The 25,458-nt window shown below is 33.1% G+C and carries 34 protein-coding genes; 8 read left to right on the top strand and 26 right to left on the bottom strand.

What is annotated here, in order from left to right; genetic code table 11:
• The first annotated feature begins 164 nt into the window (after positions 1–164).
• The 3 genes from ACEWK1_RS04620 (at position 165) to ACEWK1_RS04610 (ending at position 1,855) form a co-directional block, all read left to right on the top strand.
• Positions 165–806 carry a spore coat protein gene (locus tag ACEWK1_RS04620; protein WP_121661515.1) on the top strand — a complete coding sequence of 214 codons (642 nt, stop codon included), beginning with the start codon at positions 165–167 and terminating at the stop codon, positions 804–806.
• Between the two features lie 281 nt (positions 807–1,087).
• Positions 1,088–1,294 carry a hypothetical protein gene (locus ACEWK1_RS04615; RefSeq protein WP_121661514.1) on the top strand — a complete coding sequence of 69 codons (207 nt, stop codon included), beginning with the start codon at positions 1,088–1,090 and terminating at the stop codon, positions 1,292–1,294.
• Between the two features lie 135 nt (positions 1,295–1,429).
• The gene (locus tag ACEWK1_RS04610) at positions 1,430–1,855 is read left to right on the top strand and encodes a DUF2621 family protein (protein WP_121664941.1); all 426 of its coding nucleotides are present in this window, start codon (positions 1,430–1,432) and stop codon (positions 1,853–1,855) included.
• A 55-nt stretch (positions 1,856–1,910) separates the two neighbouring features.
• On the opposite strand, the gene ACEWK1_RS04605 is transcribed toward ACEWK1_RS04610, so the two are convergent.
• From ACEWK1_RS04605 to ACEWK1_RS04595, 3 genes are all read right to left on the bottom strand, one after another.
• Complete coding sequence (locus tag ACEWK1_RS04605) at positions 1,911–2,402, bottom strand: CcdC family protein (RefSeq protein ID WP_373995092.1); 492 nt, start codon at positions 2,400–2,402, stop codon at positions 1,911–1,913.
• A 162-nt stretch (positions 2,403–2,564) separates the two neighbouring features.
• Entirely contained in the window at positions 2,565–2,924 is a 360-nt protein-coding gene (locus ACEWK1_RS04600) for a response regulator (protein ID WP_098799184.1), read from the bottom strand.
• Between the two features lie 192 nt (positions 2,925–3,116).
• Complete coding sequence (locus ACEWK1_RS04595; protein WP_121661512.1) at positions 3,117–3,824, bottom strand: cytochrome c biogenesis protein CcdA; 708 nt, start codon at positions 3,822–3,824, stop codon at positions 3,117–3,119.
• 224 nt (positions 3,825–4,048) lie between these two features.
• Here ACEWK1_RS04595 and ACEWK1_RS04590 point away from each other — a divergent pair, with 224 nt between their 5' ends.
• Both ACEWK1_RS04590 and ACEWK1_RS04585 read left to right on the top strand, forming a co-directional pair.
• A complete protein-coding gene (locus ACEWK1_RS04590) occupies positions 4,049–4,225 on the top strand; it encodes an aspartyl-phosphate phosphatase Spo0E family protein (protein WP_121661511.1) in 177 nt (58 codons plus the stop codon).
• Between the two features lie 566 nt (positions 4,226–4,791).
• Complete coding sequence (locus tag ACEWK1_RS04585) at positions 4,792–4,992, top strand: cold-shock protein (RefSeq protein ID WP_026560151.1); 201 nt, start codon at positions 4,792–4,794, stop codon at positions 4,990–4,992.
• 253 nt (positions 4,993–5,245) lie between these two features.
• On the opposite strand, the gene ACEWK1_RS04580 is transcribed toward ACEWK1_RS04585, so the two are convergent.
• The 13 genes from ACEWK1_RS04580 to ACEWK1_RS04520 all read right to left on the bottom strand — a co-directional run bounded on the left by ACEWK1_RS04580 (position 5,246) and on the right by ACEWK1_RS04520 (position 12,856).
• A complete protein-coding gene (locus ACEWK1_RS04580; RefSeq protein WP_212134657.1) occupies positions 5,246–5,413 on the bottom strand; it encodes a hypothetical protein in 168 nt (55 codons plus the stop codon).
• A 20-nt stretch (positions 5,414–5,433) separates the two neighbouring features.
• The gene (locus ACEWK1_RS04575) at positions 5,434–5,646 is read right to left on the bottom strand and encodes a hypothetical protein (RefSeq protein ID WP_353056963.1); all 213 of its coding nucleotides are present in this window, start codon (positions 5,644–5,646) and stop codon (positions 5,434–5,436) included.
• Between the two features lie 378 nt (positions 5,647–6,024).
• Entirely contained in the window at positions 6,025–6,369 is a 345-nt protein-coding gene (locus ACEWK1_RS04570; RefSeq protein ID WP_212134655.1) for a hypothetical protein, read from the bottom strand.
• Positions 6,370–6,512: 143 nt separating this feature from the next.
• Positions 6,513–6,944: a hypothetical protein gene (locus tag ACEWK1_RS04565; protein WP_212134652.1), complete on the bottom strand. Its 432-nt coding sequence runs from the start codon at positions 6,942–6,944 to the stop codon at positions 6,513–6,515.
• A gap of 134 nt (positions 6,945–7,078) precedes the next feature.
• Entirely contained in the window at positions 7,079–7,333 is a 255-nt protein-coding gene (locus tag ACEWK1_RS04560) for a hypothetical protein (protein WP_212134650.1), read from the bottom strand.
• Between the two features lie 263 nt (positions 7,334–7,596).
• Positions 7,597–8,004: a hypothetical protein gene (locus ACEWK1_RS04555; RefSeq protein WP_212134648.1), complete on the bottom strand. Its 408-nt coding sequence runs from the start codon at positions 8,002–8,004 to the stop codon at positions 7,597–7,599.
• A 503-nt stretch (positions 8,005–8,507) separates the two neighbouring features.
• Positions 8,508–9,488 (bottom strand): hypothetical protein, encoded by a 981-nt coding sequence (locus ACEWK1_RS04550; protein WP_212134646.1) that lies wholly within the window; start codon positions 9,486–9,488, stop codon positions 8,508–8,510.
• Positions 9,489–9,999: 511 nt separating this feature from the next.
• A complete protein-coding gene (locus ACEWK1_RS04545; protein ID WP_396653802.1) occupies positions 10,000–10,239 on the bottom strand; it encodes a Gp37-like protein in 240 nt (79 codons plus the stop codon).
• A 301-nt stretch (positions 10,240–10,540) separates the two neighbouring features.
• Positions 10,541–10,759 (bottom strand): YneF family protein, encoded by a 219-nt coding sequence (locus ACEWK1_RS04540; protein WP_098797247.1) that lies wholly within the window; start codon positions 10,757–10,759, stop codon positions 10,541–10,543.
• A gap of 86 nt (positions 10,760–10,845) precedes the next feature.
• Positions 10,846–11,292: a sporulation inhibitor of replication protein SirA gene (gene sirA, locus ACEWK1_RS04535; RefSeq protein ID WP_232273494.1), complete on the bottom strand. Its 447-nt coding sequence runs from the start codon at positions 11,290–11,292 to the stop codon at positions 10,846–10,848.
• Positions 11,293–11,473: 181 nt separating this feature from the next.
• Positions 11,474–11,704: a DUF896 domain-containing protein gene (locus ACEWK1_RS04530; protein WP_121661495.1), complete on the bottom strand. Its 231-nt coding sequence runs from the start codon at positions 11,702–11,704 to the stop codon at positions 11,474–11,476.
• Between the two features lie 163 nt (positions 11,705–11,867).
• Positions 11,868–12,530 (bottom strand): recombinase family protein, encoded by a 663-nt coding sequence (locus tag ACEWK1_RS04525; protein WP_212134642.1) that lies wholly within the window; start codon positions 12,528–12,530, stop codon positions 11,868–11,870.
• A 14-nt stretch (positions 12,531–12,544) separates the two neighbouring features.
• Positions 12,545–12,856, bottom strand: coding sequence for a LysM peptidoglycan-binding domain-containing protein (locus tag ACEWK1_RS04520; RefSeq protein ID WP_121661493.1), 312 nt, complete (start codon positions 12,854–12,856; stop codon positions 12,545–12,547).
• A 157-nt stretch (positions 12,857–13,013) separates the two neighbouring features.
• Here ACEWK1_RS04520 and lexA point away from each other — a divergent pair, with 157 nt between their 5' ends.
• Positions 13,014–13,637 (top strand): transcriptional repressor LexA, encoded by a 624-nt coding sequence (lexA, locus tag ACEWK1_RS04515; RefSeq protein WP_212134640.1) that lies wholly within the window; start codon positions 13,014–13,016, stop codon positions 13,635–13,637.
• A gap of 74 nt (positions 13,638–13,711) precedes the next feature.
• Here lexA and glnA read toward each other — a convergent pair whose 3' ends face one another.
• The 4 genes from glnA to hflX all read right to left on the bottom strand — a co-directional run bounded on the left by glnA (position 13,712) and on the right by hflX (position 18,163).
• Positions 13,712–15,046, bottom strand: coding sequence for a type I glutamate--ammonia ligase (gene glnA / locus ACEWK1_RS04510; RefSeq protein WP_121661492.1), 1,335 nt, complete (start codon positions 15,044–15,046; stop codon positions 13,712–13,714).
• Between the two features lie 58 nt (positions 15,047–15,104).
• The gene (locus tag ACEWK1_RS04505) at positions 15,105–15,506 is read right to left on the bottom strand and encodes a MerR family transcriptional regulator (protein WP_121661491.1); all 402 of its coding nucleotides are present in this window, start codon (positions 15,504–15,506) and stop codon (positions 15,105–15,107) included.
• Positions 15,507–15,612: 106 nt separating this feature from the next.
• Positions 15,613–16,887, bottom strand: coding sequence for an aminotransferase class I/II-fold pyridoxal phosphate-dependent enzyme (locus ACEWK1_RS04500; RefSeq protein WP_212134638.1), 1,275 nt, complete (start codon positions 16,885–16,887; stop codon positions 15,613–15,615).
• Positions 16,880–18,163 (bottom strand): GTPase HflX, encoded by a 1,284-nt coding sequence (gene hflX, locus ACEWK1_RS04495; protein WP_232273495.1) that lies wholly within the window; start codon positions 18,161–18,163, stop codon positions 16,880–16,882. The genes ACEWK1_RS04500 and hflX overlap by 8 nt, the downstream gene beginning before the upstream one ends.
• A gap of 221 nt (positions 18,164–18,384) precedes the next feature.
• Here hflX and ACEWK1_RS04490 point away from each other — a divergent pair, with 221 nt between their 5' ends.
• Positions 18,385–19,014, top strand: a complete 630-nt coding sequence (locus tag ACEWK1_RS04490) for a trimeric intracellular cation channel family protein (RefSeq protein ID WP_212134636.1) — start codon at positions 18,385–18,387, stop codon at positions 19,012–19,014.
• Between the two features lie 61 nt (positions 19,015–19,075).
• Here ACEWK1_RS04490 and ACEWK1_RS04485 read toward each other — a convergent pair whose 3' ends face one another.
• Entirely contained in the window at positions 19,076–19,414 is a 339-nt protein-coding gene (locus ACEWK1_RS04485) for a hypothetical protein (RefSeq protein ID WP_121661488.1), read from the bottom strand.
• A gap of 370 nt (positions 19,415–19,784) precedes the next feature.
• On the opposite strand from ACEWK1_RS04485, the gene ACEWK1_RS04480 reads away from it, so the two are divergent.
• Positions 19,785–20,108, top strand: coding sequence for a hypothetical protein (locus ACEWK1_RS04480; RefSeq protein WP_180320415.1), 324 nt, complete (start codon positions 19,785–19,787; stop codon positions 20,106–20,108).
• 149 nt (positions 20,109–20,257) lie between these two features.
• On the opposite strand, the gene ACEWK1_RS04475 is transcribed toward ACEWK1_RS04480, so the two are convergent.
• The 5 genes from ACEWK1_RS04475 to mutL form a co-directional block, all read right to left on the bottom strand.
• Positions 20,258–20,599: a hypothetical protein gene (locus tag ACEWK1_RS04475; protein ID WP_212134634.1), complete on the bottom strand. Its 342-nt coding sequence runs from the start codon at positions 20,597–20,599 to the stop codon at positions 20,258–20,260.
• Between the two features lie 194 nt (positions 20,600–20,793).
• A complete protein-coding gene (gene spoVK, locus ACEWK1_RS04470) occupies positions 20,794–21,756 on the bottom strand; it encodes a stage V sporulation protein K (RefSeq protein WP_212134632.1) in 963 nt (320 codons plus the stop codon).
• Between the two features lie 244 nt (positions 21,757–22,000).
• On the bottom strand, positions 22,001–22,228 hold the full coding sequence (hfq, locus tag ACEWK1_RS04465) for an RNA chaperone Hfq (RefSeq protein WP_098797259.1): 228 nt from the start codon (positions 22,226–22,228) through the stop codon (positions 22,001–22,003).
• A 38-nt stretch (positions 22,229–22,266) separates the two neighbouring features.
• Positions 22,267–23,205, bottom strand: a complete 939-nt coding sequence (miaA, locus tag ACEWK1_RS04460) for a tRNA (adenosine(37)-N6)-dimethylallyltransferase MiaA (protein ID WP_162987292.1) — start codon at positions 23,203–23,205, stop codon at positions 22,267–22,269.
• A 335-nt stretch (positions 23,206–23,540) separates the two neighbouring features.
• A complete protein-coding gene (gene mutL / locus ACEWK1_RS04455; protein WP_121661483.1) occupies positions 23,541–25,439 on the bottom strand; it encodes a DNA mismatch repair endonuclease MutL in 1,899 nt (632 codons plus the stop codon).
• Between the last annotated feature and the right edge of the window lie 19 nt (positions 25,440–25,458).

The following is a 25,458-nucleotide window of genomic DNA, read 5'->3' as shown; positions in this document are numbered from 1 at the left end:
TCCCAATTCATTTTCACTATGTTACATATCACATCTATGTATAGTATTTTTAATAGTAAAAGTTTATGGGAATCTTCCCTTTTTTATTTGTGATTTTAACTACATGTTTTTAAACTCTATTGAGAATTATAGTTATGTACTAAATTAAATGGAGGGATAAAATAATGCAAAACCAAATGAATCAACAAGTCATGATGCAGCAATCTCCTAATATGCAACCTAAAATGAATCATGGTGGACATGAAATGTTTGAATCACAAGAAGTAATTTCAGGCATGATTGGGATGTTGGATCAATATTTAATGTACAGCCAATTTATAAAGGATCCAGAACTAAAGAATATTCTTCAACGTCAATATTCGTTTATTAGTGACTGTTATAACATCATGGTTGAATCCTTTTCAACTGGTAATAAACCCTCGCATTCTACAGAGGTCTTTAATATGCAACAAAGTAATGATGTTTTTTATGGTCTAAAGCCTTCTCAACCTCAAAAACCTGTTCAGTCTATAAATGAATTAGGAGACCAATGTGTATCCTCATTTATGCTTGGTCAATGTAAATCAATGGCTGGCTTATTAAGCATGTCTGCTTGCGAAATTACAAACCCTGTATTACGTCGAGTTATCGCTGACAGTGTACCAAACTTTATTGAAATGGCTTATGAAATTTTCTTATATCAAAATAAAAATCACTATTATCAAGTTCCACAACTTCAACAACAAGATATGAATCAAATGCTTGGCGCGTATACTACTACACAGAATACGCAAATGAGTCAACAAAACACTAATATGATGCAGTAAGTAAGAATTTGTAGTGTTATCATTTCCCCTACTATTTCCTGTTTACAGAAAATAGTACTTATGATATTTTATTAATAATCCCTTCCGAATCATTCGCGCTTGTTGCGGGACACTTAACCAATGTACGGATCGGAAGGGACTAGAGCGGCAAACATTTTGTTTGCCGCTTTCTTTTTGTCATCAAAATAGTGCCAAACTACATATTATCTGCTATTATTAAAAGTATAGAGAACGAGCTATAAAATGAATACTAAATTGGTGTTTTTTCAGGAGGAACAAGTATGTCGCGTACATATGAATTTGTTTATTTACCAACAGATGTTGGAACGATTCGTATTGATATTTTTTATAAACATTCCATGTTTCATGTTCAAGCTGAACTAAATGATTTAATGACCTCTTCTTATGACCGTAAAAAAGTAGAAGCTGTGAAAAAATCATTACTCCTCTTGGCAAAAGAACATCATGCATTTGGGCATCATGAATAGAAAAAAGTAAGATGCTTTCTTTTACATTAATATGCTTATAAAATTAATCGATATAACTGGTAGTTATACACCTAATTTTAGGTGTTCTAGCTGCCTATTTTTATGGATTTGACTAACAAGAGGTGATGAAGAATGATGTTAGAAGGTTGGTTTCTTTGGTTCATATTATTTTGGGTTGTATTTTTAGTTTCAATGTTAGCCATTGGTGGTTTTTTTATGTTTCGAAAATTTCTACAAAGACTTCCTAAAGAAGATGGTAAATCAGATCTTGATTGGCAGGATTACTATTTAGAAAAAACCCGACATTTATGGAATGAAGAAGAAAAAATTCTATTAGAAGAGTTAGTAGAACCCGTCCCAGAACTATTCCGGGATGTAGCCCGGGCAAAAATAGCAGGAAGGATTGGTCAACTAGCTTTAAAAGAAAACGCAAAAAAGATTAACTTAGATTTAATTATTCGTGGATATATATTAGCTACTCCTAAACGTGATCATAAGTTTCTTATGAAAAGATTGAAAGAAAAACAAATTGATTATTCCCCTTATAAAGCTTTGTTTTAAAACAAAAACCCGAAATCATTCGATTTTCGGGTTTTTCGTTGTGCTTTATGCAAGGTTATGTACGAATATTTGTTGAAGCGCTATGTTGTTTATGAATCTTTTGAAAAGAACGGTACATTGCGATTCTCCAAGGAACAATCATTCCAAAAGCTAGAATCCAAAACATACCACTTAACTCTCCAACATCGATAGAATTACTTAGAAATGACTTCATAATAATTCGAATAATGAGTAAACCAATTAAAATAAAGGCAAATGCCTTCGATCGTTTTAAGTAAATTTCATTATCCCTAATTTCAAAATTAGAAGTCTTAATTAAAAAAATCGAAAAAAACATTCCCACAAAAAGAGCTTCAAAGAATTCAGCTGCTGTTACCCTAAACATAGGATGAAGAAACATTAAAGCACCAGTGCTCATAAAAAGTGGAGGTAATATAATTTTTTTAGCTGTAGCCGGCTTTTTAGCTGACCTCATTCGAATAAATAAAACAATTACTGCCATGACAACAGCAATAATAGAAGAAGCAATAGTTATCAAAAATATCAATCCTTTACTAGACAGCTGCTAGTTTTAGTATATACGAAATTCATCTATATACATAGATGATCTTTCACTTTTCACTCTATTTAATATAGATCTAAGAAGGTCTACTTTCCAAGGTTGAAAAATAAAAACCATTTAAGAATAACTTAAATGGTTTTTGTCTCATTATCCCAGTACCCTTCCGACTGCTTCAAGTACACGATTTTCATCAAAAGGTTTTACAATAAAGTCCTTTGCTCCTGCTTCTATTGCTTCAACGACCATTTTTTGCTGCCCCATCGCTGAACACATAATAATTTTAGCATCGGGATATTTTTCCTTAATCTCCTTAAGAGCTTGTATACCATTTTTTTCTGGCATTGTAATATCAAGGGTAACTAGATCAGGTTGTTCTTTTTCAAAAAGAGTTACTGCCTCTAATCCATTTTCCCCCTCACCTACAACCTCATGGTTAGCCTTTATAAGTATATTAGATAAAGTCATTCTCATAAACTTGGCATCATCAACAATTAATATTCTAGCCATGCCTAGTTCCTCCTCAAACATGATAAAGAAAGCTTGAAAACTTTCTTATTTGAAGGCGATTGACAGTTGACTTAATTGTGGCATATATTCCTATAGCCTACAATGCAATATCAGTCACACTACCTCCATTATATCAAATTTCACAACATAATATAGTTAAAATGACAATTTATTAAAATTCATCTAAGTATATTAAAAACCTGTAAAACCACCAAAAATCCGAGTTAAAAAGATAATGATAGAGGTCATGATATCAAAGAATAATAATATTCCCATTACAATCATGATATATCCGCCTATCTTCATAATTTTCACATTATGTTTTTTGATCCAGCCTAGTTTCCCAATAAAGAAAGAAAGAACTAAGAAAGGTACAGCAAACCCTAATATATAGGCAATCATATAAATCATAGCTGAACCAGGATTTGTTGCTCCGAGCCAAATAACAGTCGATAAAATAGGCCCTGTACATGGCGTCCAGCCAGCAGCAAAAGCCATTCCAATTAGGAATGTGCCAACAAATCCAGCTGGTCTATTCTTAATTTCAAAGCGGTGCTCTTTCATTAAAAATTCAGGTTTAAACACACCTACAATCATTAATCCAAACACTATAATTAAGATAGCCCCGATCTGACGGATAAAATCTTGATAATTTTGAAAAAACTCGCCAATAAAAGATGTTCCAAATCCAAGCGCAATAAATATTGAAGAAAAACCTAATAAGAAAAAAATTGTATGTAATAAACTTCTCTTTTGTAACAATGCATTTTCTGTTTTTAACTCTCCTACCGAAACACCTGTAATATAAGATAAAAAAGCTGGGTAAAGCGGCAGACAACATGGTGAAATAAAGGACAGGAATCCTGCTCCAAATGCTAAAAATATATTTACATCAGCCATACTATTCCTCCTAAAGAGAACGTCTTCTCTATTCTAGCAAATGTTTCTTTCTAATATATGTATCAATCTGTGACATTTTTATGTCAATTGTATAACATCTGCCAATTTTTTCTTTTCATACCACCTATTAACCCTTTATAATATACTCATTGTTATTTTCTATGACAAGAAAAAAATGATATACTTAAAGTATTCCAATTTTTTGACAGAAAGGACAAGTTCTCGTGTCTAAACAAGAAATGCTACAACTGATTGAAAAGAAACGAGCTGAGCTTATTGACATTGTCCTAAAGTACGGGCTTAATTCAACCATATCTATAAAATATAGCCAGGAGCTAGATATCTTATTAACTCAATACATTAAAGAGGATTTGCCACGTAAAAATCAGGTTTATTCCTAAGAAATGATGAAGCACGCTACCAGGCGTGCTTTAGCTTTATATAGAGAATACTAATTTACATTTTATAAACAACATAAAAACCACTCTTCTATTTTGTTTATCAAGAAAAGTGGTTTCTAGTATGTTCGATGTAAGATAAAAGGAGATAAGAGTATAATCTAATCGAAAAATTTTAATTAGATCTATTGTCCGACCATTTTTCCGATAAGAAAAACATACCATAAAATTATTCAATTTGTCCATATATAATGGCAGGTTCAAAATAAGCTGCCTTTCTTCTATAGGATTATTCCCCTTTTTTTACTTCAACAAATTTGTCCCTAAGATAATCATTGATTTTCATAAATAAATAAATTTATCTATTATATAGAAAAAAGCCGAGTGAGTGAAAAGTCTTTTATTTTTCCTTATTTGCTTTTCCAAGAATTATCTGTTATTCTATATAAGAATTATTTTTGTTCGGTATGTAAGGAAAGAAAAAGTTTTTTAAAACTTTCGCCTTTGATATCTAATTGAGCAACTATAGTAATAAATTGTGGATTGAATCCACACAGGAGGCAACAATTATGCAACAAGGTACAGTAAAATGGTTTAACGCAGAAAAAGGTTTCGGTTTCATCGAAGTTGAAGGTGGAGACGATGTATTCGTACATTTCTCAGCTATCCAAGGCGAAGGATTTAAATCTTTAGATGAAGGCCAAAAGGTTACTTTTGACACAGAACAAGGTCAACGTGGTCTTCAAGCTACTAACGTAAACAAAGCATAATGATTAAAGGACTCTATATTAGAGTCCTTTTTTATTTTCTCTATTTTTTTAGACAATAAAAAACCCCCACTCTAAAATGAATGGGGGGAGGCAAACATACTAAAAGGTATTTCAATGGTTAACTAAGGATAGCATACAATTTGAATAATACCTAATAAAATTAAAAAAAGTTTAGAAGTAGATATTTAAATCCGAAGATCCGCCCACCTCAAACTAATTTAAGTAAAGAATAAATTATGTAATGTGGAGCTTATTACAACCACTCCACAAATAATGGAATACGTAATTTACCTTGCTTAGTTAGGTTACGATATTTGATGCGACACTCAATAGGTTCAATAATCTTAAATTTATCATTTTCTGAGTTTGTTTTATACATAGAATACAACTCTTTACGTGCTTCAGGTGGCATAAATTCCATTATTCCAGCAGGTCTCCTATCTAGGAATGATAACAGTACAACTCACCTTTACGTATACCTGTAATGTAGACATCATTATATTGAAAGTTTATTACTATGAGCCAATTGTATGAACGTTTGTTAATTTCATAGGGACTATCAGAACGCTTCATAACAATTCCTTCAAGGTGATTTTGTTTAACAAGGTCAAAGTAAGCATTAGCGTTACCTGGAAGCGACTGTACTACATGGATATGAGGATGAGTAGGAATTACTTTTTGCAGCAGTTCTTTACGTTCTAATAATGGAAGGTGAGCGGCTTTTTAATCATTATATTGAATGATGTCAAACACATTATATAATATTTCATACGGCGCTTTCCTGGATCTAAAACGTTCCATTGTGGCCTCAAAGTCAGGTTTACCCTGTTCATCAGAAACGACTATTTCACCTTCTATAACAGTACCATTAGGTAAATCTATATTGATTAATTCAGGATAAATCGCTGTGACTTCATTATTTATCAAGGCCTATATTATATAAATACTTAAAAATAATGAGAAGACAAATTATTCATGTATAATATATGCTCCTCTTTTATTACATAAAAGCGCCCGTTTGTGGAGAATCAATTATTTAGTTTTTTTCTCGTAACCTTTTCCCACAACTGTCTCTTTATTCAAATCCACATAGACAATAAGTTTGCCTAAAGAATCAGTTTCAGTACCATTAAATATTACTGCATATAGCCTCTTACCGATAAGATTATTGCCAAGCTGTTCACTTAATTCATCATTTACAGTCACTTTTTTTACTGATGAATCTTTTGGAGACACAGGAATTTTATCTTGTTCCTCTTTTGTTAGGCTATTAAAGGCAACCATCTCTATTGGTAATTTATCCCCTTTAAAAAAATTACACCCACTAATAAACATAGATATGCAGGCTAAAAGAGAAATCAAAATATGTTTTTTCAAAATCTCACTCCTATAAAGTACTCTGTTAATAGTTCTTCTTTGATATGTAAAAGCGATCACTTTGTGCAACAATCGCGCTTCTATTGCGGAAGATTGTACATGAATTAATGCCCCCGTTCGTTTAGTTAAGAACTATTTTTACCTTAAAATTCTTTTCCAGTAATTATTTTATATAAAATTTCTGAGTCTCTTATTGGTAGTTTTATATATTTTGACTGACCTTCAGCAATTATCTCCAACCTATCTTCTGTTGGTGTTACCCATATAGCGTAGTTAATTGAACCCAAGCTAAAACGATATTCAGGAGGAAGTGCCATCTGTACCTTAATATCTTCTTGCCATTCGACATTTTCAAGTATTTTGACAACAGTCCTTATTTCATCAGGTTTAACAACTTCTTTTAAATCTATATATCCTTCACTTTGACGTTCTTCAACTATAAACGATTTTTCTTCAATATGTTCTGGTTGTGGTGTTTCAGCTTGTATTTCTTTTGGGGCTTTTACTGTTTTTTCTTGAACACATCCAACTAAACTGACTCCAATACAAAATAGTAAAAACAAACGTTTCTTCATAATCTAAACTCTTTTCTTGTTTGAAAGTGATTTATAGTAAATTCCATTTTTAACTGACCTGCTTCTTTAATTTAATAAGAAAAGGCTATGCTCCTTCTTGAAGAATAGCGCTTCGTTTATAGAATAAGTACTATTTAAAATATAGTTAAATAAGAGAATAGAAATACTAATAGGACATACTTATAAGCGTTAATTGATGATTTCTTCTTATTTGAATTGTATTTAATATCTGTCGTTAAAAAAGAAAGTAAGACAATAATTAAAGTATATGTAATTACTTCTTTTATTGATGTTAGCCCAGTTAGGAGTGTCGATAGAAAAATAATGCTTACTATTACTATTAACGATATGGTAATATACTCTGGTCTAAACCTTATGACGTTTTTCAAGTAAATCACCTCCAAAGAGATTATCAAACATTTAGTTCTTTCTTATAAACAATCCTACCAGTTATCTCAACACCAATTATTTCAAATTCTCATTAATTTCACAATATTTATTCCTGAAAATGGCAATAAAACTGAAATAAGTACTTTTCCTTGTTCAGTTCAAGAAAAGCGCTTTTTTAGCTTAAATAAGAAAAGCTGCCTAATGACAGCTCCGTTCTTAAACTCTTGCGCTTTGTTTGCAGAATATAGTTATTTAAAAACTTTTATTTAACAACTCTTACATACGTTTTTTCTGTTATTTCAATTTGATCTACATTAAAGTCCTTTATTTTTAGGGTTAACTCATTTTCTCTCTTCTCAGTTTCTTCACCTAACCAACAACTATAAACCTCAAAGTACTCTCCTGGTTTCAGGAACTTATCCATTATTTCGCATAGTCTTATGAATTTCTTCTTTGACTCAGCATTTACTTCTGAATTAGTGTGTATTGAAATATCGATTCCCCAATCGGTTGAAACCTCATAGACAAAACAAGTAGTGAATTGATACTTTTTTACATTTAATCGATGATAATCCTCCGAAAATGAATTACCTATTAGTAATACATCATTTGAGTCTTCGGAACTTAAAGGTAGTTCTACATTACACCCAATATAACTGGCTAAGCTCATAACTATCCCCCTTTTTAAAATTAATAAGATATTCTTAATAGAAAATATCTAACCATTTTTCTCCTTGATCAGTCCGGTTTCGAAAGTTCATGATTATAGCGCTTGATTATTCTTTGTTCCTGAAAAGTGCTTTTGGTGGAATCCTTTAAATAGAGGAAAGATCAGTCTCCGTAAAAAACCACTTTCCATACGCGAGGGTCCGAGATTCTTTTTATTAGAACAGCCATTTTCTGTTGATGGCCTTCAACAAAAGGACAGTGATTTTTAAGTTCATTAACGTACCTTGTCATTAAACTTAGTCCAAAGTATACGAACACCATCTAATTTTAACTCAGTTATATAGAATCATCTTAAAAAGGATGATCAGATTTGTGTAACAACATTGGCGATATAGTCATTTAAATACACCTCAAAACAATTGTAACAAATTAGGATGTAAAAATAATTGGTAGTTGGAGTAAACAAAATAACCCCTACCAAATCAGGAAAGGGGTTATTTCTACTTAATTACTTATGTCAAACCAAACTTCATCATCCCAACCTTGATTAAATACAACTAAAGGTTCATCATTTTCATCTACCATGAAATATGTCCAACCTTCATGTTCTGCACCTTCATACAAATCGTTTCTTAAGTCTGGTTCAAGACCAGCGATAGAAATCCAGTCATCATACGTTACTCCACTTCCACTAACAGCTTTAAATTTAGCATGATTTATATCATAAGGTTCTTTTTCTAATTCAAGTACTTTTATTCTAAACTTAGCTAACACGTATTTCATACCGGCATCTGGTGAATCATTATACATGTTTGCTTCTTTTACCAAAGTTAATGCTTCATCACCTGAGATAACATCTGTTAGTTCAACCTCATATTTAACATGACCGTCTAACCAATCATCTTTTTCAACAAGTAATGTTTCACCAATTCCTGCTGGATTCTTTCTAGAATTTCTATTATTAAGTTCGTTTAATTTGTCAACAATATCACTTTTTATACTAGATAGTCCATTGCTCACTTTAGCAGGTAACTGCTCATACCCACCAGCTTCTTTAATTTCAACTGCTCTTTTTTCTAATCTTTCAAGTTTTGCAAAGTCACTATTTGCTTTATCAACTCTGTTTGCTGTAAGTGAGTCATTTATTACTTTCATTAATCTATATTGAGACACTTCATAAATAACACGTTCCCTTGCAATTTTCGCTGGCTTCACATACTTATTATTCAAAGCATCTCTGTTGGATTTTCCTGAAACCTTTCCAATTGCTCTTTCAGTCTTCTTAATATCATTAGAAAATGAATCATACTGATCATCAATTGAAGATATGTCACCCGAGTTAATTGTGGAATTGAAGCTAGATAACTTTGTTTTAAGTACCTCACCTAAATTTGCAGCATCAGTGTAACTACTAGCACTAGCAGTATTTACTGTTAATGTTAATGCAACCAATACTGTAAACATTGATAATATTATTTTTTTCATGGTCTTCTCCCTTCAATTTGAAATCTATCAACCATGAAAATATTACCATATATTTCTACAATCTGTAAAACACAGAACCTATCTACTTCAGTTTTCTATCTTCAATAGCTTTAACCAAAGCATTTATCATATAAATAAGAGGGACTTCATAATCATTTGTAACATCATAATCAGGCTTCAATCCCATACTTCGCTAATCTTTCAATTACAATTTTAGTAGCTTCTGTTATTCAAATAACCACTTCCTTCACATTTAATTTTCCAAATGTATCTGTTACATAGCTCCTAGTGTTTAAATCATAAACAACAACCTCGAGCCTAGCTGTTCCATCATCGTTTGTTTCTGCTGTATCTTTAGCTCTACAAATATCTCATGTCGATATCAACCTGAATCAGATCAACGACTCTTCTGTCAATCCCTTCACCTCTTCAACATAAGAAGTGAGATACTTGCTATTTCTTCTGCAAGGTTTTTTAAACGTGATTGCCAGGATATTGACTGTCCTCTGTTTTAGTTTGGTGCAACAATCAATTGTGGTATCTTTCTGTTAGCATCTACAGAGTTTACTATGTTTGTGTTCACATAATGCTTCATAACTGTTTCTGCATTGCCTTGTTTATTGTCATACGCTGTGTGAGAAGGTGGCAAAGTAATCCCTTTGGGCAACAATTGCTTTTTATGACAATCCTCTAATGAGCCATTCTCAGAAGCTTTACCATTCTCATTTAATTCAATTCCTCTATGTTTAATCTATTTATCGACAAGAAACTGCTTAAGTTGCTTTATTTCTGATTTTTATTTTTCATTGTTTTAGGGGTATATCCCTTCGCCTGACAGTGGTAGAAATACTCCGATGAAACATCTTTTAAATAAGCATAAAAAAAGACCACCCTTCCTGAATTTTTCATCAGAAAAAGTGATCTTCTACGTTATGTAAGAAAGATTAAGCAGTTTATATTAAAAATTCCGAAGAAAGATTCACCAATTATAGTTATTCTACTTAGGAATTTCCATTTGTAAATCGCTTAAAACCTTGCTATATCAACGTTTGTTACTTTTGCATCTTATTCATCTGTGACATCATTTGATTGATTTTCTTTTGGGATGGTTTTTGTCCCATTTGCATCATCATCATTTTCAGCATTTGTTCGTTAATTGGTGGATTTTTCTTCAGGTAATTCATCATATATTTACGCGCAATGAAAAATCCTAGTGCAACCCCAGCAAGTAAAGCTAGAATGCCTACTAGAATAACAACCCATAATTGCATTGTATTTCCTCCTTCGTGTTGTCTATTTTACAGTGTACTAAATCCTTTGATATTATACAACATTTGCACTATAATTTCTTTATATTTTATCCAAAATTTCTTTCTTTTATTGGGTTTAGCCACCCATATCTTTCACCTTTTAAGTCCATTGCTAAAAAACAAGGATCAAATTTTCTTAACACTTCAAAAAATATAGTTTCCGCCTCATAACTTCCATCAGAAGTAAGCTCAAGATGACGATTTTTCACTATTAATGTTGCATTACCAAGATTTCCTTTTAACTCGATTTTATGGATATTTTGGAACACTTGATAGTCTGAACGCTTTGCTAAATGAGTTCCTAGTAATTGATGAATAAATAACATTGGAATGGGTTTAGTTATATAATTAATTTGCTTCTCTAGTGTGTTTTCATGTTCAGATCGGGCAATTGTCCAGTGAAAATCTTGAAACAGATGGTAGATTTTAGACTCACGACCAAAGTAGTGACTTGCAAATTCTTCTTCTATTAAGTATATATAATAGTGTCTCACTGTTTCACTCTCCTCAACCATACTATTTCTCTTATTATAAAAGAACAAAGAAGCAATTATTGTCTTAAACTGGAGAGAGAAGACACTATTTTTGTCGAACATTTGAAACCTATCATTACTTAAAGAAGAATGCCATATTCAGTTCCAATTAAAAAGGAATAAATCATTGATTTATTCCTTTTTAATGTAGATCTTTCCTTCTCTCATTTTTCAGCTTTTGCGGCGTTACATCGTTACCATTCGGGTCAACAACTGTTACTCCCTTTAAAGTGTTTTTCATAGAGGACCGAAACACTTGTAAATACTCATTTCGAAGAGATTGTTGTTCTTGCTTTTCTTTATCAGTTAGCCCTACTGACTTTGCTTTCTTGGATAATTCATTTATTCGATCGATTTTAAATTTCGGTAACATGTTTAATAAACTCCTCTCTTAAATCATATAGACTTCAATCTTACAGCTAACCTCAAAGAGATTAAGTATAAAATTACTTTAAAGTCTTTTAAATGATACAAATGACATATTACTAAATAGAGGAGAAAATAACAACTTTAAAACATATTTTTTCACCAATAATTTACCTATCAAGATCCTGTAGATTATTTTCATCAATATATTCTTGATATCTTCTGTGTACAGTAGCCTTACTAACTCGAAACCCTAATCCCCTAAGAGTTGAAGCAATTTCTCCAAAAGTTAGATTTTTCTTCCTTAGCTTAAGAATCTCTTCTATTGGTAAATCAATCTTCTCACGGCCGCCTCCCTTATCGACGTTCTTTAAATTTTCATGAGGATTGTAGCCATTCTCTATTGCCCGATTCATGCCTCTTTTTATTTTATAATTAATAAGCTTCCGTTGGAATTCTTCAACAGTTGCAAGAATACTCAGTACCATTTCATCTGTTTCGGACAGTTCAGGCTCTCCACGCTCATTTAGAGTAAAAATCTCAGCATCCATTTTTCTTATTTCATGTAAAAGAGCTATTTTTGCGTGACCCCGTCCTAATCTTGTATCATCTTGAACTAATAATATAGATGCCTTCTTTTCTTTTAAAATTGATAGTGCTTCAATCATTCCGTCACGGTCTATGTCATATCCACTATGTCTTTCCTCTATTATCTTTATAACTTCAATATTATGTAGCGAGGCTAATCTTAATAGCTCCTCTTTTTGCCTATCAATAGAAGAATCTTGACTATCCTTCTCTGTACTTACTCTACAATAAACAACTGCCTTCATTATTAGATCATCCTCTACTTACTAGCAATTTGTTCTATTTGATAGATTTCTTCCTTTTCAACAGGTACAAAAACAAATTCACCTGGCTTAACAACATTTGTGTGAATGCCGTTTTTATCCTGTACCCACTTTACAAACTCTTGTTTTGAAATCTGGCTTTTTTCATTAAACTCATCAGCAATTGACCAGAGGCTGTCACCCTCTTTAATTTCTACTTGATGATATTTATCCAAACTTTCTGATTTACCAGTATACGTTATTGCTAGTGTTATTGCAAAAAGGACTAGAAAAAATGATACTACATATGTAAAAGATTCTTTTTTCATTTTATACACCTCATAGGAATATTTGTTCGTATTTGTTGAAATTAGTATAATACGAACGAATGTTCCAGTCAAGCGTTTTTCTCGAACTTATGTTTGTATCTAAAGGTAAATGATGCTATAATAAACATAAATTACAGGATCCGAGGTGTCACAGAGGATGACGAAACTATCAAAAAGGCAACAAGATATATTAACTTTTATTAAAGATGAGGTCCAAAAAAAGGGGTATCCACCTTCAGTACGTGAAATTGGAGAAGCTGTTGGATTAGCTTCAAGCTCAACAGTACACGGTCATTTAGCTAGATTAGAGTCAAAAGGATTAATTAGAAGAGACCCCACGAAACCAAGAGCTATTGAAATACTAGAGGAAGAAGAGACTCTCCATATTCCAAAGAGCAATGTTATTAATGTTCCAGTAATAGGAAAAGTAACAGCAGGTCTTCCAATTACAGCTATTGAAAATGTAGAAGAGTACTTTCCGCTCCCAGATCGATATATATCAGAAGATGAACATATTTTTATGCTAGAAATTATGGGTGAAAGTATGATAGAAGCTGGAATATTAGACGGTGATTTAGTAATCGTCCGACAACAGCAAACGGCTAACAATGGTGATATTGTTGTGGCTATGACCGAGGATGATGAGGCAACTTGTAAAAGATTTTTCAAAGAAAAAGACTATATTCGCTTACAGCCAGAAAATTCAACAATGGAACCTATTATTCTTCGAAATGTGAGTATACTAGGAAAAGTAATTGGAGTTTACCGCACGGTTCATTAAGCTTGCCTAATTAGGCAAGCTTTTTTATTTGCAAATAAAAAAACTTAACACTAAATGTGTTAAGTTTTTTTCTATTAATACATTGACATGTATTGTTCTCTTTCCCATGGGTGTACTTGCGTACGGAACATATCCCACTCTATTTCTTTCGCTTCAATAAAGTGCTCAAATAAGTGTTCACCTAAAGCATGCTTCATTGTGCTATCTGCTTTTAACAAGTCTAGAGCTTGAGCTAGTGTTGCTGGTAGGTCTACGATACCATTTTCAACACGCTCTTCTTTTGACATAACATAAATGTTACGATCAATAGGTTTTGGAGCTTGAAGCTTATTTTTAATACCGTCAAGACCAGCAGCTAAAAGAACACTCATAGCTAGGTATGGATTTGCTGCAGGGTCAACACTACGAACTTCTACACGTGTACTTAACCCACGTGAAGCAGGGATACGAATTAATGGACTTCTGTTTTGTGCAGACCAAGCCACATAACACGGTGCCTCATAACCAGGTACTAGTCGTTTATAAGAGTTTACAGTTGGGTTTGTTACAGCTGTAAATGCAGGTGCATGTTTGATTACACCAGCAATAAATTGTCTAGCAGTTTCACTTAATTGCAGTTCAGCGTTCGTATCTAAGAATGCATTCTCACCTTTGCTAAATAACGATAAGTTACAGTGCATACCAGATCCGTTTACACCAAACAATGGTTTTGGCATAAATGTAGCATGTAATCCATGCTTGCGTGCAATTGTTTTAACAACTAATTTAAATGTTTGAATATCGTCACATGCTTTAATTGCAGAAGCATATTTAAAATCAATTTCATGCTGACCAGGAGCTACCTCATGGTGAGATGCCTCGATTTCAAATCCCATTTCTTCTAGTTCTAGAACGATATCACGGCGGCAGTTTTCACCTAAGTCAGTTGGTGCTAAGTCGAAATATCCACCATTATCGTTTAATTCTAATGTTGGTTCGCCTTTTTCGTCTAATTTAAATAAGAAGAATTCTGGCTCAGGCCCTAAATTGAAATCTGAAAATCCAAGTTCTTCCATCTCAGAAAGAAGACGTCTTAGGTTATTACGAGGATCACCAGCAAATGGAGTGCCATCTGGATTATAAATATCACAGATAAATCGTGCAACTTTTCCTTTTTCTGCTGTCCAAGGGAAAATAACGAATGTATCAAGATCAGGATATAAGTACATATCAGACTCTTCGATTCGAACGAAACCTTCAATTGAAGATCCATCGAACATCATTTTATTATCTAAAGCTTTATCTAATTGACTTACAGGAATCTCTACGTTTTTAATAGTTCCCAAAATATCTGTGAATTGTAGACGGATATATTTTACATTGTTTTCTTTTACTAAAGTTACGATATCTTCTCTTGAATATTTAGCCACTTGAAAATCTCCTCTCCTATTTCAAAAAAGTTTTATATTCAATTTCATACTAACTGGATCAATGAAAAAACCTTGTCATGTCCCCTTGCCTTAATGTTGGTCGATTAAAGCGTCCTGCCTGCATAAGTTCAGATTTTAAGAGCTTACGTAATTCAGCATCACTCAAATCAGGTTTTTCAACAGTTTTATGTTGCTCTTCTTTCTCTTCACTATGTGTACTTTTGCGCAAGAAAATTTCTTTAATTCCAGCCAAGTTGACACCTTGTTCAATTAAATTACGAATCTCCAATAATTTGTCAACATCATTAAACGAAAACAATCTTCTATTGCTTTCCGTTCGAGCTGGAAAAATAAGTTCATTCTCTTCATAATAACGAATTTGTCTTGCAGACAGATCTGTGAGCTGCATAACAATTCCGATAGGAAATAGGGGCATTGAGCGTCGTATATTATCACTCATGTTATTCGCTCCTTTTATTTAACTAATCTCATTATAACTTATGTAATATTATGTGTCAATCATGTGTCAGGTTACATAACATAGTAGAATTACTTTCTATTAGTAGTTATCTATCTATTGAGATTAACTTTTGCTCAATTAAAGAATCAACAGCACTACAAACAGCTATTTTTACATGAGTGTATGTTAGTCCACCTTGGACGTATGCAACGTAAGGCTCTCTTAATGGCCCATCTGCGGAAAGTTCAATGCTAGCTCCTTGAACAAAAGTACCTGCTGCCATAATGACATCATCTTCATATCCAGGCATATAGTTAGGATATGGTGTAACATGGGAGTTTATTGGTGAAGAATACTGAATTGCTTGGCAAAAAGCAACCATCAGTTTTGGGTCTTCAAATTGTACAGATTGAATCAAATCAGTTCTTATACTGTTCCACGAAGGACTCGTTTTCAAACCAATTTCTTCTAAAAAAGCTGAAGTAAATACTGCACCTTTTAACGCTTGTCCCACAACATGCGGTGCCAAAAAGAACCCTTGATACATTTCCTGAAGGCTGTATAGTGAAGCACCAGCCTCTGCTCCAATACCAGGTGAAGTCATTCTGTACGAGCAAGCCTCTATAAGTTCTTTTTTGCCAACTAAATAGCCTCCTGTTTTTGCAAGTCCACCGCCAGGATTTTTAATTAATGATCCTGCAATTAGATCAGCTCCAACATGACATGGCTCCAATTCTTCCACAAATTCACCATAGCAGTTATCAACGAAAATGACAATATCTTCTTTAAGTGATTTAACAAAATTTATCATTTCTTTAATATCTGATATTGTAAATGAAGGCCTTGTTGCATATCCTTTAGAACGTTGAATACCAATCATTTTAGTTTTAGGGGAAATAGCGTTTTTTACACCTTCATAATTTACAGTACCATCTTCTTTAAGATCCACAGTATTGTAATCTATATTAAATTCCTTAAGTGAGCCAATACCGCTACCTCTGATACCTACTATTTCTTCAAGTGTATCATATGGCTTTCCAGTTATATATAGAAGTTCATCGCCTGGTCTTAAAACACCGAAAAGAGCAATCGAAATAGCGTGCGTTCCGGAGATAATTTGTGGTCTTACTAAGCCAGCTTCCCCCCCAAACACATCTGCATACACTTCTTCTAAGGTGTCTCTGCCAATATCATCATATCCATAACCTGTTGATGGAATAAAGTGAGAGTCACTAATTCGATGCTTTTGAAAGCTTTTTAGCACCTTAAATTGGTTTACCTCACTGATAAAATCAATTTGGTCGTGAACCTTAGTTATTTTTTGTTCAGCCTTTTCAACAATTGGGGCAATAGCTGCCCCATTTTTTAATAACTTAAACATGTTTATTACCCTCTCCGTTAAACCTATCTAGTTGTCCATTTATCGCATGTGTTGGGAGAACAAACCCTTCGATTTCATACACTTCTTTCTCTTCTATAAATTCTAAGTGTTCAATTAAAGATTCAGTTTTCAATTGCGAAATTAATCTACCTTCATTTGCTGGTAGGTGGATGGAGTAATGTTTCATTTCTTTTTTTGCAATATTCTCCACCTTATTCATCAACATTTTTAAATCTTCTTCAGAAAAAGCAGTAATTGTTAGATACTCCTCCGTCGGGGATGGTACAAATGATCCAGGAGTCTGATCCTTTTTATTATAAACGGTCAAAATCGGTATATCGGTTACATCCAATTGTTCAAGAAGCTTATATACAGTCTTCTCATGATTGGCGTAGTCTTCATTCGAGCTGTCAACAACATGAAGAATAAGATCTGCTTCTTTTACTTCTTCAAGTGTAGATCGGAACGCTGCCACAAGAGTTGTCGGTAAATCCTGAATAAAACCTACAGTATCTGTGATCAGTGCTTGATATGTTGATGGTAATAATACTTTTCTTGTCATAGGATCTAATGTTGCAAATAATAAGTCTTCTTCAAACGTTCCTGCTGTTGTTAATCGATTAAATATCGTTGATTTCCCTGCATTTGTATACCCTACCAAAGCAATTTGAAAAGCTTGGTTCTTCTTACGACGTTCACGATATCTGCTTCTGTGTCTAACAACAGTTGATAACTGCTGTTTTATTTCATTAATACGATTTCGAATGTGACGACGATCAGTTTCTAGTTGAGTTTCCCCTGGACCTCTTGTACCAATACCTCCTCCTTGACGTGATAAAGCAATACCTTGTCCAGTTAATCTCGGGAGCAGGTATTGTAGTTGTGCAAGCTCTACCTGAAGCTTACCTTCTTTTGATTTAGCACGTTGTGCAAATATATCTAAAATCAGTTGAGTACGATCTATAATTCGCACATCTACTATTGATGATAAATTTCTTAATTGACTTGGTGATAATTCATCATTAAAAACGACAATATCTGGACTAAATTCCTCAACTAAACTCAATAATTCATCTACTTTTCCTTTTCCTATGTATGTAGCGGGATGTGGCCTCTCCCTTTTCTGTGTCATTTGGCTAAGTACTTCTCCATTAGCTGTTTTCGTTAATGAAGCTAACTCCTCCATTGAGTAATGAAAATGTTCGTCAAGTATTGTTTGAAGCTGACAACCAACTAATATTACCTTTTCTTTAAGTACATCCAATGTATTATTCAATAAAAAACCCTTCCCTTACGCTATTTTTAGCACTTTAATCATATCAAACATTACTGTAATTCTCTAATTATTTCTGTTATAGACCTAGTATAAACAGTTTTGGACCTATAATATTCTTATCCATCTTGCTTTCAAACAGAATACTAAAGAAAAGAATTGACCTTTATGGAGGTTACATATACAATAATTTCGGCTGAATTTATACAACTGGGGGAATTATTTTGACTTGGGACGTTTTAAGTATTATTGGAACAATTGCTTTTGCGATTAGCGGTGCAATCGTAGCAATGGAAGAAGAGTATGATATATTAGGAGTATATATTTTAGGTATTGTCACGGCATTTGGCGGTGGTGCAATTCGAAATTTACTTATAGGTGTCCCAGTCAGTGCGTTATGGGAGCAAGGAGTGCTTTTTCAGGTAGCCCTTTTTGCTATGACGATTGTTTTTTTATTTCCTAATCGATTATTACAACATTGGGAAAAATGGGGGAATTTTACTGATGCAATCGGCCTTTCCGCATTTGCCATACAAGGTGCTTTATATGCTGTTAACATGAATCACCCTATTAGTGCAGTAATCGTTGCAGCAGTATTAACTGGTAGTGGCGGAGGAATTGTCCGAGACATCCTTGCAGGACGTAAGCCACTAGTACTTCGTGCAGAAATTTATGCCTTTTGGGCAATTATTGCAGGATTTTTAATTGGCTTTAAGCTTGTTAACGAGCCTTTCGAACTTTATATTCTTTTTGGATTCATTGTATTACTTAGAGTTCTGTCCTATACATATAAGTGGCGTTTACCAAATCGAAGTTTCAAACCATCATCAAACAATGAAACAATCTCAGGATAAATATAGAATGTTTGTTGAGTATAGGAAAAGGCAACTATAATGGAGTTGCCTTTTTTATATTTTAGCTGATTTCCTGTAGTTCTTCTCTTGATCGACTGACTTTACATTTTATATAAGTTTGGGTTGTATCAAACATGTCTGCAACATATAACGTTGCTCCATAATAGGTTTTTTCGTTAGTCATTTCTTCGTTAACAATATAATCATAAATTGCAGATTCAATATCTTGGAAGAATGGTAAAATGGCTTCGTTATTCTTAATGATTTGATATAGTTGAACTGTTAAAAATGGGTTTTTATCGTATTTTTCCACCAATTGGTTAATGACAGATTCGTTAAGTGACAAGTTATTTTCAACAAGGTATTTTAGCTGTTCTAAAAATAATTTGTTATCACACATCCTAATCACTCCCTCTTATAGTTTGTATTCTAACATTTAGAGGGGTTCATTGAAAGCGTTTCCAACATTGTTTATTATAGCTTTTTTCGATTGAAGATTACAGGTTTAATGCTATTTTTATATGACTCTATATTTATACAAATAAATACATAATGAACCTTAACGTTGATTGTTAGAACTTTCTATTGTCTATAGATTTATAATGATCATATTCAAATTTACTACAAACTCTAACTTATTTTTATTCATTTGATTTAGAGCTAATATATATTAAGATTCCTTAAATTAATTTTTATTCATGAATTCTCTCACCTATTGATTAATCAAGAATAATTTATATGATAGCTACAAAAAGAAAGGTGTGATCATAATGAAATGGAGAAATTATGGATTATGGACATCTATTGCTTCTCTTTTATATATGGTATTTAAAGATTTAGGCCTACAGATTGATCTAACAAGTTGGGAAACTTATGTCACATCTGTTTTAGGTATTCTTGTGACACTAGGTATTATTTCCAACCCTGAAAATGGAAAAGGATTTTTCAATAAAAAAACAGACAATTCCATAGCCCCTTCTGATATGACAAACCCACAGACAACTACAAATAACCAAAGTCAATCCGAAGAAACAACAACCACATTCTCTGAAGAAGCTGTTCCTGATCGTAAATATGTACCTTATGAAAAATAAACATAATGGTTCATGTTCTTATAATTACAATGGAATTAGCAGTTTAAGGAAAACATAAAACGATAGTCATAAATTGACTATCGTAACTATATTTGTATATTGAAGGGTACTGTGAAAAGTACCTTTTTTGTTTTAGAAAACGAAGAAATCTATTTTTCATTTTCAATTTTTTCGATTTTAATAATCCCATTAATATGATTCTCTGATTCTACATAAGCCATAATCTTATCTTTCACTTTAAGTTTTTCTTTTAAAGGATGTTTAATATTTTCGCTATTAAATTGTATTTTAGTTTTTCCATCTGTAGATTGTCCCTGATATTCATTGCCATCAACCTTTGTAATTACATAAGTAAAGGTTTTATATTCTTCTTTGACCTCAGTGGTTGTTACTTCTTTAGATGTTCCTCCAGTATCTGGCTTAATAAAGACCATACCAAGCCCTAATAAGACCCCTGTTAAAACGAGTAAAAGAATTAGTTTTATTTTCATCATTACCTCCATATCGAAAAAACTGTCCCGCAATTGAACAGACAGTACAAATAGTAACCTGATATATGATGTATGATAAAAATATAAAAAAAGAACGGCTAGCGCCTCTTAAAAATATTATTAAGAACAAAAGCCCCCAATTAAAGTGGGGACGATGTCTTGAAAGTCTATCTCAATAAAAAACAACTTTAACTTCAATTACTTTTATGCTCATTTAATACCAAATCTTGGCTTTTTATTGTTAAAAGATCTTCACGATTATATCTGTCCGTTAATAATAACCTCATCGCTTGTGAACGGATTGACTTTTCAATAATGTTTCGAACATAGCGACCATTACTAAACTTTGATGGATGTGTTTCTGTTTTAACAGCCATTAGATGTTCTTTGAGTTTGATTTCTGCATCTTGGTGAAATCTATACTCTCGTTCTGCCATCATAAGTTCCGAAATATCCATTAAGTCGTCCACAGAATAATCCGGAAAATCTACAACAAGTGGAAACCTTGATAAAAGTCCTGGGTTCAAAGACAAAAAGTTATCCATTTCACGTGGGTATCCCGCTAATATCAATACAAAATCATGCTGTTTATCTTCCATATGTTTGACCAATGTATCAATTGCTTCCTTACCAAAATCTTTTTCCCCTCCTCTTGCGAGAGAATAGGCTTCATCTATAAATAATATTCCACCAAGGGCTTTCTTAATTAAATCTCGAGTTTTTTGTGCAGTATGCCCGATATATTCTCCAACGAGATCTGCCCTTTCTGCTTCTATAAGATGACCTTTCGATAAAACATTCATTTGGAAAAAAAGCTTTCCAACTAATCTTGCTACCGTTGTTTTTCCTGTACCAGGATTTCCCTTAAACATCATGTGCAGTGCTTGCTTTCCTACTTTTAACCCCTGTTCTTCACGCTTTTTATTTATAAAAATCCAAGCGTAAATTTCTTTTATCATTCTCTTCATTTCATTCATCCCGACAAGCGAGCTCATTTCTTCTTCAATTTCCTTTAAAATCGCATGCTTCACTTCTGCCTTAGGAATTTTCAAATCATATGAAGAGGAGCTGACTTCTACTTTTTCTTTAGATTGATTGTTTAGGATTATATTTATTTGTCCATTTGTTTTATATGTGAATGCTTGATCACGTTCCAAAGACCTTCACCTCACTATCTGTTACTTAGTATACGTGAGCTTTTTAAAAATTTGACTATGGAATGAAATTGTCCAAAAGGCAAACGCAAAAAAGGAGGATTTTTGTTGGTTTCTGCGCTTTCCCAAGAAATATCCATTCCTTTATCTATATTCAATTTTTCATAAATTAAAACCTTGAGATCTATTTTAATTATAAAATTCAAAAAAGTAAGGGAGTTGATGTGTTTCATCAACTCCCTTACTTTTATTGCTCTAGCTCTATTTGTATGTTTTTTTGTGGTGAAAATGTTGAGATAGCATGTTTGTATATAAGCTGTTGCTTACCCTCTGTTTCTAACAATACTGTAAAGTTATCAAAGCCCTTAACAAGGCCTCTTAATTGGAATCCATTTAGTAAGAAAACAGTTACAAACGTTCCATCCTTACGAAGTTGATTAAGAAATTGATCTTGAATATTGATTGATTGCTTCATGTTTCGTCCTCCTCTTTTATCTATACCTTTTAATTCGATTAAAGTTTCAGCTTTCCTGCTATGTATGTAAAAATTTCGTCCACCTTTTGTTCATGATTTATAGGTGGGGTCATATTAAACCATTTAACATCCATTTTATTTCGAAACCATGTTAACTGACGTTTAGCATATCTTCTTGAATTCTGCTTTAATTGGCTTATTGCATCTTCAAGTGTTGTTAACCCATCAAAGTAATCATAAATTTCTTTGTAGCCAATTGCTTTGATTGCCTGTGTATCACGTATGCCAATATCATACAACTTCTTTACTTCCTCAATGAGCCCTTGTTTTATCATTAGATCAACACGTTCGTTAATCCTGGCATATAGAACATCTCTGTCCATTGTTAAACCAACTAAGGCTACATCATACAAAAGTTGGCTTTCCTGTTGTTTCAGATGCTCTGCCATCGTCACACCTGTACAATGAAAAATTTCTAAAGCTCTAATCACTCTTCTAGTGTTATTTGGATGAATTTTAGTTGCAGACTCCGGATCAACATCAGCTAACATTTGATGTATAGCAAGTTCACCATTAACTTTTAGGTCTTCTTCAAGCTTCTTCCTAAATTCAGGATCTGATGGAGATTCTGTAAACTGATAATCATATAAAACAGATTGAATATATAAGCCTGTCCCTCCAACAATCATTGGCATTTTGTTTTCTCTTGTCATGTCATCAATTAATGGTCTAACTTTTCCTTGAAATTCCGCTACTGAAAAATCGTCTTCTGGATTTTTAATATCTATAAGATGATGAGGAATACCCTCCATCTCATCTACGCTAATTTTGGCTGTTCCTATGTCCATGCCTTTATAAATTTGCATTGAATCACCGCTAATAATTTCACCATCTAATCGGCGGGCAAGGTCAATGCTAAGTTTTGTTTTCCCAACTGCTGTTGGACCAATGATGACGACGATTTTCTTTCTATTCAAACACAACCACTCTTTCACTTCAAATAGATTCTACGTTCATCATCTTATCATGTGTATGATATGAACACCAGATTATTGTTTCCTTTTTAATATAATTGTAAACATTCTATTATTATTTATTTTTACACTGGGTAATAAACTTAAAAACCGCTATATTATATAAAATAATTAGGAAGAAGTCGTTTGTTTTTCTGTTTACATAATATTATTATTATTCATATTTAAGCTTAATCATAAAAGTGTAATTATAGATTATTTTCAGAAGTCTCTCTCACTAAAAGAAAAAAGCCCTCAAAAAGAGGGACCGTTGTGTTCTGATTTTTATTTCTGTTTTTTCACATGACTCTCTTAAACATCTTTTCCATCTCATAGGTCGAATAATGAACAATAATTGGTCTTCCATGTGGACAAGTAAATGGATCAGTCGTTTTTCTTAACGTTTCAAGTAATGCAAAAATCTCATCATTTCGTAGGTGATGATTCGCTTTGATGGATGCTTTGCAACTCATCATAATCGCTGCTTCTTCACGGAGTTTCTTAATATTTATCTTTTTATCATCGAGTACCTGCTGAATGATTTCCTCAATCGTACTTTTTTCTTCTCCTCTAGGAAACCACTGTGGATGTGAGCGTACAATGTAGCTATTCCGACCAAAAGGCTCGAGAAATATACCGACTTGTGCTAATGCATTTAAATGTTCTTCAATAATCATTGTCTCATCAGTAGAGTATTCAAAGGTTAGAGGTACCAAAAGCTCTTGAACCTCCGAGTGGACCTGTCCAACTTTTTCTTTAAAGAATTCATATTTAATCCGCTCTTGAGCAGCATGTTGATCTATGATAAAAAGCCCTCTATCATTTTGGGCTAATATATATGTTCCATGCATTTGACCAATTGGGTACAAGACAGGTACTCTTTCTTCTTGTAATAGTGGTTGTTGTTTCTGTTTTTCATCATAAGAAAGGTTCTCTTCAAATACCTCTTCTTCATGATGAACTATTACTGTTTCAGTTTCATCATGAAATTCCTCGTCTATTTGATCTTGATATTGCCAGCTATCATCTATTTTATTATGAAGTTGTTGTTCTTTTTCCTCTACTATTGGTGTTCTCTGTATTAGGGATGTTTGTTGAAAAGCTGATGGCCTTTCATTAACAACCTCTCTAGTATGATCAAAGGTAAATTGTTGCTGCTCATCATCCGACTTTGTTTTCGTCATTTTTGGAGATTCTACGGATGGTATAAGTTGCTGTTGTTTAAAAACATCTTTAATCCCATTTGTAATCAGTTCATTTAGTTCTGCTTCCTTACTTAACCTCACCTCAAGTTTCGAAGGATGAACATTCACATCAACTAATAACGGATCCATTTTTATTTCTAAGAATACAATGGGAAAGCGTCCTATTGGTAGCAACGTATGATATCCTTGCTGAATGGCCTTAACAAGAGAATAATTTTTTATAAATCGCCCATTAATGATCGTTGATATATAGTTTCGGGAAGCTCTTGTTATTTCAGGTAAAGCAACATAGCCATTTACTTCAAAATCTAAAGATTCTAACGTTAACTTTTTCATTTTTTTTGCAATGGAAAGTCCATAGATTGAAGCCAAAACCTGGCGGACATCTCCATTTCCACTCGTATGAAGAAGCTTCTTACCATTATGAACTAAGCGTATGGAAACCTCTGGATGTGCAAGTGCAATTCGGTTTACAATGTCCGTAATGTTTCCTAATTCCGTATGAACTGTTTTCATGTATTTCAACCTGGCTGGTGTATTGAAAAAAAGATTCCTAACCGTAATATCTGTTCCTTTTCGACTTGAGGTTGATTCATGTTTTTCAATTTTTCCACCCGATAAAATTAGATTTGTTCCCGCTCCTTCTCCTGTACTTGTTTTCATATCAAGTAAAGAAACAGAGGCAATACTGGGAAGCGCCTCCCCTCTAAAGCCGAGAGTCCGAATCCGAAAAAGATCATTTTCATCTTTAATTTTACTTGTGGCATGACGGTGGAAAGCATTTAAACAATCATCAGGTTCAATGCCATCACCATTATCAACAATTCTAATTTTGCTTAAACCAGCTTCCTCTATATCAATTTCCACAATGGTACTGTTTGCATCTATCGCATTTTCTAATAACTCTTTCACAACAGAAGCAGGTCGTTCAACGACCTCTCCTGCTGCAATTTTATTTGATAACATATCATCTAGGCGAATTATTTTACCCAATTATCTCACCGCCTTCTTG

It is taken from the genome of Metabacillus sp. YM-086 (assembly GCF_048059995.1).
Classification (GTDB): domain Bacteria; phylum Bacillota; class Bacilli; order Bacillales; family Bacillaceae; genus Metabacillus; species Metabacillus litoralis_B.
The sequence above is the reverse complement of the archived record's forward strand: the minus strand, read 5'-3'. Positions and strand labels throughout refer to the sequence as shown.

Excerpts from the sequence above, each read along its gene's own strand:
- ACEWK1_RS04550 (WP_212134646.1), bottom strand. The coding sequence starts at position 9,488 with ATGAAAAAAATAATATTATCAATGTTTACAGTATTGGTTGCATTAACA.
- ACEWK1_RS04565 (WP_212134652.1), bottom strand. The coding sequence starts at position 6,944 with ATGAAGAAACGTTTGTTTTTACTATTTTGTATTGGAGTCAGTTTAGTT.
- ACEWK1_RS04500 (WP_212134638.1), bottom strand. The coding sequence starts at position 16,887 with ATGTTTAAGTTATTAAAAAATGGGGCAGCTATTGCCCCAATTGTTGAA.
- ACEWK1_RS04475 (WP_212134634.1), bottom strand. The coding sequence starts at position 20,599 with ATGAAAATAAAACTAATTCTTTTACTCGTTTTAACAGGGGTCTTATTA.
- ACEWK1_RS04505 (WP_121661491.1), bottom strand. The coding sequence starts at position 15,506 with ATGAGTGATAATATACGACGCTCAATGCCCCTATTTCCTATCGGAATT.
- ACEWK1_RS04525 (WP_212134642.1), bottom strand. The coding sequence starts at position 12,530 with ATGAAGGCAGTTGTTTATTGTAGAGTAAGTACAGAGAAGGATAGTCAA.
- ACEWK1_RS04585 (WP_026560151.1), top strand. The coding sequence starts at position 4,792 with ATGCAACAAGGTACAGTAAAATGGTTTAACGCAGAAAAAGGTTTCGGT.
- ACEWK1_RS04530 (WP_121661495.1), bottom strand. The coding sequence starts at position 11,704 with ATGTTACCGAAATTTAAAATCGATCGAATAAATGAATTATCCAAGAAA.
- hfq (WP_098797259.1), bottom strand. The coding sequence starts at position 22,228 with ATGAAGCAATCAATCAATATTCAAGATCAATTTCTTAATCAACTTCGT.
- ACEWK1_RS04610 (WP_121664941.1), top strand. The coding sequence starts at position 1,430 with ATGTTAGAAGGTTGGTTTCTTTGGTTCATATTATTTTGGGTTGTATTT.
- ACEWK1_RS04540 (WP_098797247.1), bottom strand. The coding sequence starts at position 10,759 with ATGCAATTATGGGTTGTTATTCTAGTAGGCATTCTAGCTTTACTTGCT.
- ACEWK1_RS04595 (WP_121661512.1), bottom strand. The coding sequence starts at position 3,824 with ATGGCTGATGTAAATATATTTTTAGCATTTGGAGCAGGATTCCTGTCC.
- ACEWK1_RS04620 (WP_121661515.1), top strand. The coding sequence starts at position 165 with ATGCAAAACCAAATGAATCAACAAGTCATGATGCAGCAATCTCCTAAT.
- ACEWK1_RS04615 (WP_121661514.1), top strand. The coding sequence starts at position 1,088 with ATGTCGCGTACATATGAATTTGTTTATTTACCAACAGATGTTGGAACG.
- ACEWK1_RS04480 (WP_180320415.1), top strand. The coding sequence starts at position 19,785 with ATGAAATGGAGAAATTATGGATTATGGACATCTATTGCTTCTCTTTTA.
- ACEWK1_RS04520 (WP_121661493.1), bottom strand. The coding sequence starts at position 12,856 with ATGAAAAAAGAATCTTTTACATATGTAGTATCATTTTTTCTAGTCCTT.
- ACEWK1_RS04485 (WP_121661488.1), bottom strand. The coding sequence starts at position 19,414 with ATGTGTGATAACAAATTATTTTTAGAACAGCTAAAATACCTTGTTGAA.
- ACEWK1_RS04580 (WP_212134657.1), bottom strand. The coding sequence starts at position 5,413 with ATGGAATTTATGCCACCTGAAGCACGTAAAGAGTTGTATTCTATGTAT.
- ACEWK1_RS04600 (WP_098799184.1), bottom strand. The coding sequence starts at position 2,924 with ATGGCTAGAATATTAATTGTTGATGATGCCAAGTTTATGAGAATGACT.
- lexA (WP_212134640.1), top strand. The coding sequence starts at position 13,014 with ATGACGAAACTATCAAAAAGGCAACAAGATATATTAACTTTTATTAAA.
- ACEWK1_RS04555 (WP_212134648.1), bottom strand. The coding sequence starts at position 8,004 with ATGAGCTTAGCCAGTTATATTGGGTGTAATGTAGAACTACCTTTAAGT.